Source organism: Curtobacterium sp. A7_M15, from assembly GCF_030705415.1.
Classification (GTDB): Bacteria; Actinomycetota; Actinomycetes; order Actinomycetales; family Microbacteriaceae; genus Curtobacterium.
On record NZ_JAUZED010000137.1, the window covers coordinates 1 to 7983 of the forward strand.

The following is a 7983-nucleotide window of genomic DNA, read 5'->3' on the forward strand; positions in this document are numbered from 1 at the left end:
GAGGCGCGGTGCGGGGCCGCCCCGCGCCTCCCGTCCGCGACACGCGTGGTCCCGGACAGCCGCGCGGACCTGCTACGGTTGGTTCCACCCCGGGCCCCCATAGCTCAGGGGATAGAGCACTGCCCTCCGGAGGCAGGGGCGGAGGTTCGAATCCTCCTGGGGGCACAGTCACTTCTCGCGGCGCGACACCCACAGGGCCACGCCACAGCTCAGCTCGCGGTCTCGACGACCCCCGGCGCGTCGCAGACCTCGGCCCACACCGCGTCGAGCGACAGCCCGACCACCCCGGCAACGGAGGCGATGGTCGAGAACGCCGGTGTCGCGATGCGTCCGGTCTCGATCTTCCGCAGTGTCTCCGGCGAGATGCCGGCCTGCAGCGCCGTGTCGAGCATCGAGCGCTCCCCGCGGGCACGGCGGAGCAGCGCTCCGAGGCGACGGCCACGGGCGACCTCGTCGGGGCTGAGCGGGAGACGGACCATGCCCCTACATTAATACCGGTCTTTCAGTACCGGTATGATCATCCCATGATCGAGATCCTCACACCGGCCGAGGTCGACCGGGCCCGCGCCACCGGAGCCCTCGTCGGCACGATCCTGCAGACGCTGCGCGAGCGCACACGCGTCGGCACGAACCTGCTCGAGATCGACCGGTGGACGAAGGCGATGATCGAGGACGCCGGCGCCGAGTCCTGCTACGTCGACTACGCCCCGTCGTTCGGGCGCGGGCCGTTCGGCCACCACGTGTGCACCGCCGTCAACGACGCGGTCCTGCACGGGCTCCCCCACGACCGCACGCTCCGAGACGGCGACCTGCTGACGCTCGACCTGGCCGTGTCACTCGACGGCATCGCCGCCGACGCCGCCGTCAGCTTCGTGGTCGGCACGCCCGACCCCGCCGACCTGGCACTCATCGACGCCACCGAACGGGCACTGGCGGCGGCCATCGAGATCGCCGGGCCCGGGGTCCGGACGGGTGACCTGTCGCACGCCATCGGCACCGTGCTCGAGGGCGCCGGCTACCCGGTCAACGTCGAGTTCGGCGGGCACGGCATCGGGTCGACGATGCACCAGGACCCGCACGTGTCGAACACCGGCCGACCGGGCCGCGGCTACACGCTCCGCCCGGGCCTGCTCCTCGCGCTCGAGCCGTGGGTGATGGCGGACACCGACGTCCTCGTCACCGACCCGGACGGGTGGACGCTCCGCAGTGCCACCGGGGCTCGGACCGCGCACACCGAGCACACGGTGGCGATCACCGAAGACGGCGTCGAGGTCCTCACGCTCCCACGCTGAGCGGCGCGCCTCCCGCGACCGCGAGTACGAGATCGACCGCGGGGAACGCCACCGCGACCGGTTGCGCCACCCCGTCGAGGGTCGTCGTGCCGCCCGTGGTCCGTCCGCGGCTCACGCCGACGGCGGAGCCGTCGACCTCGGCCCAGGGGCGCCCGCGGGCCGTGGCGCCGCAGTGGGGGCAGACGCACCCCGCGCGCACCCGGACCGGCTCGACACCGGTGGCCGACGCGACGGCGGCGAGCAGCGCCTCCCGGTCCGCATCGCGACCGCCAGCCCGACGGATCGTCACCACGACGTCCGGGAGGCGCGGGCGACTCACGCAGGCGAGCCTACGTCGGGTGGTTCAGGCGTGGGTGAGCGCGATCAGCGCGACGTTCATGGTGCTGTATAGCCCTTCGGACCGGGTCGCCTGGCGCACTCGTCCGCGGAGCACTTCGTAGCGGCCGTCGTGCTCGCGCACGAAGCCGATGACACCGCTCGCCGGCGTCGACACGCGGTGGTAGCCGTCCTCGAGTGGGACGACCTCGGTGCTGGTTGTTCGCTCCATCGCAGTTCCCCTGTCTCGTTCGTCGTCGAACGCTCCCCGAGCATACCCCGGTCCGGGGTACAACACCTGCACAGCCCGAGGTTCCACGAGGGTTCGCCCGGAGTCTGTCCGAAGCGCCGCGCGGCCTGGATAGACTCCGGGCAACAGCGCTCCGGGGCGCGGTTCCGGGGGTGCTCGGACGGTGACCACGGCGACGGACGGAGGACGGATGCGAGCGGTCCAGGGCGGATCGGCCAGGAGCAGGACGAGGACCGACAGGGGGACGCCGGGGGTGCTGGGACGCATCGCTGCGGCGCTCCTCGCCGTGGTCCTCGTGCTGGCACCGGCGGCGGCGGCGCGAGCGACGGCGCCGGTCGACCTCGGCGGTGCGTACGTCCTCGACGAGGCGAACGTGCTCAGCTCCTCGCAGCAGTCCCGGATCGAGAGCGCCGTCCAACAGCTCTACACGGACACGAAGACCCAGCTCTACGTCGTCTTCGTCCCGACGTTCACGGACCCGTCGGACCACACCGAGTGGGGTGCCGCGACGATGTCGGCGAACCAGATCGACTCCGACGGGATCCTGCTGTCGGTCGCGGTGGAGGACCGGAACTACGACGTCCAGCAGACGAACGAGACGAGCATCTCGTCGTCGGACGTCCAGTCCGCGGTGGACGACGACCTGCTGCCGGCACTGAAGCAGAGCGACTGGTCCGGTGCCGCGGTCGCTTTCGCGAACGGCCTCGCCGCCACCCAGGCACCGCCGGACCTCACCTGGCTGTGGATCCTCCTCGCCGTCGTGGTCATCGCGGTCGTCGTCGTGGTCCTCGTCATCCGGACGCGGAACAAGCGTCGGACGGCTGCCGCGACGAAGGCGCAGGAGGCGTCCCTCGCTGACCTCGAGCGGACCGCCGGTGGCGCCCTCGTGACGATCGACGACGAACTGCGCACCGCTGAGCAAGAGGTCGGGTTCGCCACCGCGCAGTTCGGCGCCGACGCCGCGAAACCCTTCGCCGACGCCGTCGCCGCGGCGCAGCAGGCCGTCCGCAAGGCATTCACGTTCCAGCAGCAGCTCGACGACGAGATCCCGGACACCCCGCAGCAGCGCGCCGACTGGGCGAACCAGATCATCGCGATCTGCGAGCAGGCCCACGCCTCGATCGAGGAGCAGACCGAGGCGTTCGATCAGCTCCGCTCCCTCGAGGACGGCGTCGAGGAAGCCGCCACGGCACTCGCGCGAGACGTCGCGGCGGCACCGGCCTCGGTCCAGCAGGCGAGCGCCGCGCTGGAGCGGGTCCGCTCGGCGTACACCGGTCGGACCCTCGCGACGGTCTCGGACAGCGTCGACCAGGCCGAGCAGGTCCTCGCCTACGCGACGGAGCGGTCCCAGGCGGCCACCGCAGCGATCGCCGCGGGCGACAAGGGCGAGGCGGTCGTCGCCGTGCGGGACGCACAGCACGCCCTGGCGCAGGTGCAGCAGCTCACGTCGAGCGCGAGCACGGCCGAGTCGAGCTTCGCCGAGGCCACCGCACGCGCCGAGGCGATGCGCGTCGACATCGAGGGCGACGTCGCCGCCGCCCGCACCCTCAGCGCCGGCGGCCCGGAACTCGCCGCCGCGGTCACCCGCGCCGAGACGGTGCTGCGGCAGGGTTTCGACCCGAAGGACCCGATCACCGCGGTCGACGCCCTCACCAAGGCCAACACCGAGATCGACCAGGCGATCGCCGCCGCCCGTGGCGCCGAGGAGCAGCAGCGTCGGGCGTCGCGGGCGCTCGACGACGCCCTCCGCGATGCCCGGAACCGGATCAGCCAAGCGCGCGAGTTCATCTCGCTGCACCGCGGCGGAGTCGGACCGACGGCCCGCACGCGGCTGTCCGAAGCGGAACGCGCGCTCGACGACGCCGTCCAGCTCGCGACGACGGACCCGGGGCAGGCGCTCCAGGCGGCTCGTGCAGCCGAGCAGTACGCGGCCGCCGCGATGGACGCCGCGAACGACGACATGGGCGGCTGGGGCGGTGGCGGCGGCTTCGGCGGCGGGGGCGGCAACGGCGCACAGCTCGGCGGTCTCGTCACGGGCATCGTGCTCGGCGGCCTGCTCGGCGGTCGCGGCGGCAGCTACGGCGGCGGCTCCTTCGGGGGCGGCGGCTTCGGCGGAGGCGGCTTCGGGGGCGGAGGCGGCTTCGGCGGGGGCGGGGGCGGCGGCGGGGGCGGCTTCTCCGGCGGCGGCCGGTTCTAGACCAGACACACAGACCAACAGCACCACGACAGGCCTTCCACGAAAGGGAACAGCAATGGCAAAGCAGACGATCTTCGGGCGCATCTCGACCCTCGTCCGGGCGAACATCAACCAGCTCATCGACAACGCCGAGGATCCCCAGAAGATGCTCGACCAGCTCGTGCGGGACTACACGAACAACATCGCGGACGCCAAGACGGCGATCGCACAGACGATCGGCAACGTCCGCTTGCTCGAACAGGACCACGAAGAGGACAAGAAGGCCGCGGTGGAGTGGGGCCAGAAGGCCGCCAACGCCTCCTCCGCCGCCGACAAGTACCGCGCCGAGGGCAAGACGGTCGAGGCGGACAAGTTCGACAACCTCGCCAAGATCGCGATCGGCAAGCAGATCGCCGCCGAGCAGGAGGTCAAGGACGCCGAGCCGAACCTCGCGTCGCAGAACGAAGCGGTGGAGAAGCTGAAGTCGGGCCTCGCCGGCATGGAGCAGAAGCTCGAGGAGCTCCGCTCGAAGCGCGACAACCTCGTCGCCCGCTCGAAGACGGCCGAGGCACAGTCCAAGGTCAACGACGCGCTCGGCAACATCGACGTGCTCGACCCGACGAGCGACCTCGGCCGCTTCGAGGAGAAGGTGCGCCGCGAAGAAGCGAAGGTCCTCGGGCAGCAGGAGCTGCAGTCGTCGAGCCTCGACGCGCAGTTCGAGAGCCTCGAGGACGTCGGCAAGGACGCCGAGGTCGAGGCACGGCTCGCCGCGCTGAAGTCCGGCGGTTCGTCGAGCATCTGACGCACTCTCGGGCGACGCCGGACCCCGGCTGACAGACTGGCACGATGCAGTTCCTCGTGGTCGGTCAGTGGCAGGGTTCGGCGTCGTCCCGTGCGATGCGCCTCGGGGACGGGGCCGCGGCGATCGCGGCCGACCTCCCGCGTGCGTCGACCACCGTCGTCGACGTCCCGGCGGGTGCCGGCGACCGGCTCGAGACGGCCGTCGCCCGGTACACCTCGGTGCTCGCGGTCGCCGAGCGGGTGGCCGAGGAGACGACGGTGTCGAGCGAGGCGGTCCTCGTCGTCGGTGGCGACGGTGCGAGCGTCCTCGGCGCCACGGTCGGGCTCGGGCCCGACACCGCCTTCGTGCGGATCGCGGGGTCGAGCGGGTTCCGGGCTCTCAACCGCGCCCAGCCCGTCGCCGCCGAGACCGCCGTGCTCCGCATCCTGGTCGACCGCGGTGACGACCTGTTCCCGGCGCTGCCGACCCTCCCCGCCTCGTCCGTCGTCGTCGCCGGCGTGCGCGGGATCGAGGACGCCGAGCGGAGTGCCCTCGACCGCGCGGGAATCGTGCACCTCGACGTCGACGCCGCCACCCCGGACGCGATCGCAGCAGCGGTGGACGCGACCGGCGCCGAGGGGGTGTTCGTGCACGTCGACCTGGACGTCCTCGACCCCTCCGAGGTCGACGGGCTGCTCGAGCCCGTTCCGTTCGGGCTGGACGGCGCCGGACTCGTCGAGCGCATCCAGGCCGCCACGCGCGGACGACGGCTGGTGGGGGCGGCCCTGACCGGGTTCGCGCCGGTTGACCCGGATCGCGCGGTCGACGACCTCGGGGTCATCCTGCGTGCCGTCGGTGCGCTGACGAGCGCGTCCCGCACCGCCTGACACGCGCGTCCCGCACCGCCCGACGGGCGCGTCCCGCACCGCCCGACGGGCGCGTCCCGCACCGCCGCCCGGCGCGTCTTGCACCGGGCGACCCTGCTCCGGACGCGGGCCGGGTGCCGGGGTCGACCCGTGCCTCCTGGACCCGGCGGACCCGTTCTCCACAGGTACGCACCGCGCCCGGCATGACCCGTGCCGTTCCGCGTACGCTCGGGGGCATGACGGACTACGACCTCATCGTGATCGGCGCCGGCGCAGTCGGCGAGAACGTGGCGGACTACGCCAACAAGCGCGGCCTGTCGGTCGCCATCGTGGAGGCCGAGCTCGTCGGTGGTGAGTGCTCCTACTGGGCGTGCATGCCGTCCAAGGCCCTGCTCCGCAGCGGGCACGCGCTCGCGGCGGCGAAGCGGCTCGACGGCGCGAAGCAGGCGGTCACGGGCGACCTCGACGCCGCCCGCGTGCTCGCCCGGCGGAACTCCTTCACCTCGGACTGGAAGGACGACGGCCAGGTGTCGTGGCTCGACTCCGCCGACATCGACCTCATCCGCGGCCACGCTCGGATCACCGGCGAGAAAACGATCGAGGTCGACGGCACGACCTACACCGCTGCCGCGGCGATCGCGGTCGTCACGGGCTCGCTGCACACCCTCCCCGACGTCCCGGGGCTGGCCGACGCGAAGCCGTGGGGCACGCGCGAGGCGACGAGCGCCCAGGCGGTCCCCGAGAGCCTGCTCGTCATCGGCGGCGGCGTCTCCGGCTCCGAGCTCGCGACCGCGTGGGCGTCCCTCGGGGCGAAGGTGACCCTCGTCGCCCGGCACGGCCTGCTCGGCGGCATGGAGCCGTTCGCGGGTGAGCTGGTCGCCGACTCCCTGCGAGAACTGGGCGTCGACGTCCGGACCGGCGTGAACCCCACGCGTGTGGACCGCGACGAGCACGGTCTGGTCACGACGACCCTCGACGACGGCTCGACCGTCGTCACGAGCGAGGTCCTCGCCGCGACCGGTCGCGCCGCGCACACCAAGGACCTCGGGCTCGAGTCCGTCGGGCTGACCGCCGGTGACTGGCTGCAGGTCGACGACACGATGCTCGTGCAGGGCACGGACTGGCTGTACGCCGTCGGCGACGTCAACCACCGCGTGCTCCTCACCCACCAGGGCAAGTACCAGGCGCGCGCGGCGGGCGAGGCGATCGCCGCCCGACACCAGGGCACGCCGCTGCACACCGAGCCCTGGGGAGCCCACGTCGCCACCGCCGACCACGCCGCCGTCCCGCAGGTCACGTTCACCGACCCCGAGGTCGCGAGCGTCGGCCTGACCGAGGCGAAGGCCCGCGAGCAGGGGCTGAACGTCCGTGCCGTCGAGTACGAGCTCGGCAACGTCGCCGGCGCCTCGCTGCAGGCGGACGGCTACGCCGGGCGTGCGAAGATGGTCGTCGACGAGGACCGCGGGGTCGTCGTCGGCGTGACCTTCGTCGGGCAGGACGTCGCCGAGATGCTGCACGCCGCGACGATCGCCGTCGTGGGCGACGTCCCGGTCGACCGGCTCTGGCACGCCGTCCCCGCCTACCCGACCATGAACGAGATCTGGCTGCGGCTGCTCGAGACCTACGGCCGCCCGGAGTAGCGGTGCGGAACCCCCTGCTCGACTCCCCCGTGTCCCGGGCGGGGTGGGTGTTCGCGACCGCGGTCGGTCTCGTCGTCGGCGTCCCGCTCTCCACGGGGAAGGTCCGGATCGTCGACGGGCTGATCGTGTGCACGGGGCTGCCGCGATGGGTGTTCCGCCGCGGAGGCACCTGCGTGGGGTCGGTGTACCTCACGCGGGACAACGACGGCGACCGGGTGCTCCGGCACGAGCGGGTGCACGTCGACCAGTGGCGGCGGTACGGCATGCTCATGCCGATCGTGTACGCGTTGGCCGGGCGGGATCCCTTGCGGAACCGGTTCGAGATCGAGGCCGGGCTCGAGGACGGCAACTACCGCTGACCGGGGCCCGGGCCCCGGCCCCACGCCGAGGTCGCACAACTCGCCGCGGGCGTCGCGGCGAGGTCGAACGACACGCTGTGGCCGTGGCGCCGAGGTCGCGCGAAGCGCCGCGCGCAGCGCGTGTGAGCGGCAGATTCCGCGACCTCGTGGAGGGGGCGCCTGTCGACGGGTCCGACCGGAGGGGCGGTGCGGGCTCGCACCGCGACGGGTCACGTCACCCTCGAGGTCGCACGACACGCCGCGGGCGTGGCACCGAGGTCGCAGGAAGTGCCGCGCGCGGCGCGCGCGAGCGGCACTTCGTGCG

General features: G+C 72.9%; 9 protein-coding genes and 1 tRNA gene. 7 read left to right on the plus strand and 3 right to left on the minus strand.

Going from position 1 to position 7983, the window contains the following annotated elements:
- Window positions 1-93: 93 nt before the first annotated feature.
- Window positions 94-165: transfer RNA gene (locus tag Q7F20_RS16705), tRNA-Arg, on the plus strand.
- 44 nt (window positions 166-209) lie between these two features.
- Here Q7F20_RS16705 and Q7F20_RS16710 read toward each other — a convergent pair.
- Window positions 210-479, minus strand: a complete 270-nt coding sequence (locus Q7F20_RS16710; RefSeq protein ID WP_305741196.1) for a helix-turn-helix domain-containing protein — start codon at window positions 477-479, stop codon at window positions 210-212.
- Between the two features lie 45 nt (window positions 480-524).
- Between Q7F20_RS16710 and map the strand changes: the two genes are divergently transcribed.
- Window positions 525-1292 (plus strand): type I methionyl aminopeptidase, encoded by a 768-nt coding sequence (gene map / locus Q7F20_RS16715; RefSeq protein ID WP_305741197.1) that lies wholly within the window; start codon window positions 525-527, stop codon window positions 1290-1292.
- Here the strand turns inward: map and Q7F20_RS16720 are convergent.
- Both Q7F20_RS16720 and Q7F20_RS16725 read right to left on the minus strand, forming a co-directional pair.
- Complete coding sequence (locus tag Q7F20_RS16720) at window positions 1276-1611, minus strand: hypothetical protein (protein WP_305741198.1); 336 nt, start codon at window positions 1609-1611, stop codon at window positions 1276-1278. The two genes, map and Q7F20_RS16720, sit on opposite strands and share 17 nt — an antisense overlap.
- Window positions 1612-1635: 24 nt before the next feature.
- Window positions 1636-1839 carry a hypothetical protein gene (locus Q7F20_RS16725; protein ID WP_022905704.1) on the minus strand — a complete coding sequence of 68 codons (204 nt, stop codon included), beginning with the start codon at window positions 1837-1839 and terminating at the stop codon, window positions 1636-1638.
- Between the two features lie 271 nt (window positions 1840-2110).
- On the opposite strand from Q7F20_RS16725, the gene Q7F20_RS16730 reads away from it, so the two are divergent.
- The 5 genes from Q7F20_RS16730 to Q7F20_RS16750 all read left to right on the plus strand — a co-directional run bounded on the left by Q7F20_RS16730 (window position 2111) and on the right by Q7F20_RS16750 (window position 7679).
- Window positions 2111-4054, plus strand: a complete 1944-nt coding sequence (locus Q7F20_RS16730) for a TPM domain-containing protein (RefSeq protein WP_305741199.1) — start codon at window positions 2111-2113, stop codon at window positions 4052-4054.
- Window positions 4055-4109: 55 nt separating this feature from the next.
- Complete coding sequence (locus Q7F20_RS16735; RefSeq protein ID WP_305741200.1) at window positions 4110-4835, plus strand: PspA/IM30 family protein; 726 nt, start codon at window positions 4110-4112, stop codon at window positions 4833-4835.
- A gap of 44 nt (window positions 4836-4879) precedes the next feature.
- Complete coding sequence (locus Q7F20_RS16740) at window positions 4880-5701, plus strand: arginase family protein (RefSeq protein ID WP_305741201.1); 822 nt, start codon at window positions 4880-4882, stop codon at window positions 5699-5701.
- Between the two features lie 215 nt (window positions 5702-5916).
- Window positions 5917-7320: an NAD(P)/FAD-dependent oxidoreductase gene (locus tag Q7F20_RS16745; protein WP_305741202.1), complete on the plus strand. Its 1404-nt coding sequence runs from the start codon at window positions 5917-5919 to the stop codon at window positions 7318-7320.
- A 2-nt stretch (window positions 7321-7322) separates the two neighbouring features.
- Window positions 7323-7679: a Fe-S oxidoreductase gene (locus Q7F20_RS16750; RefSeq protein ID WP_305741203.1), complete on the plus strand. Its 357-nt coding sequence runs from the start codon at window positions 7323-7325 to the stop codon at window positions 7677-7679.
- Window positions 7680-7983 lie beyond the last annotated feature (304 nt).

Coding starts and splice junctions, on each gene's coding strand:
- Q7F20_RS16725 (WP_022905704.1), bottom strand. CDS start 1,839: ATGGAGCGAACAACCAGCACCGAGGTCGTCCCACTCGAGGACGGCTAC.
- Q7F20_RS16735 (WP_305741200.1), top strand. CDS start 4,110: ATGGCAAAGCAGACGATCTTCGGGCGCATCTCGACCCTCGTCCGGGCG.
- Q7F20_RS16740 (WP_305741201.1), top strand. CDS start 4,880: ATGCAGTTCCTCGTGGTCGGTCAGTGGCAGGGTTCGGCGTCGTCCCGT.
- Q7F20_RS16710 (WP_305741196.1), bottom strand. CDS start 479: ATGGTCCGTCTCCCGCTCAGCCCCGACGAGGTCGCCCGTGGCCGTCGC.
- map (WP_305741197.1), top strand. CDS start 525: ATGATCGAGATCCTCACACCGGCCGAGGTCGACCGGGCCCGCGCCACC.
- Q7F20_RS16745 (WP_305741202.1), top strand. CDS start 5,917: ATGACGGACTACGACCTCATCGTGATCGGCGCCGGCGCAGTCGGCGAG.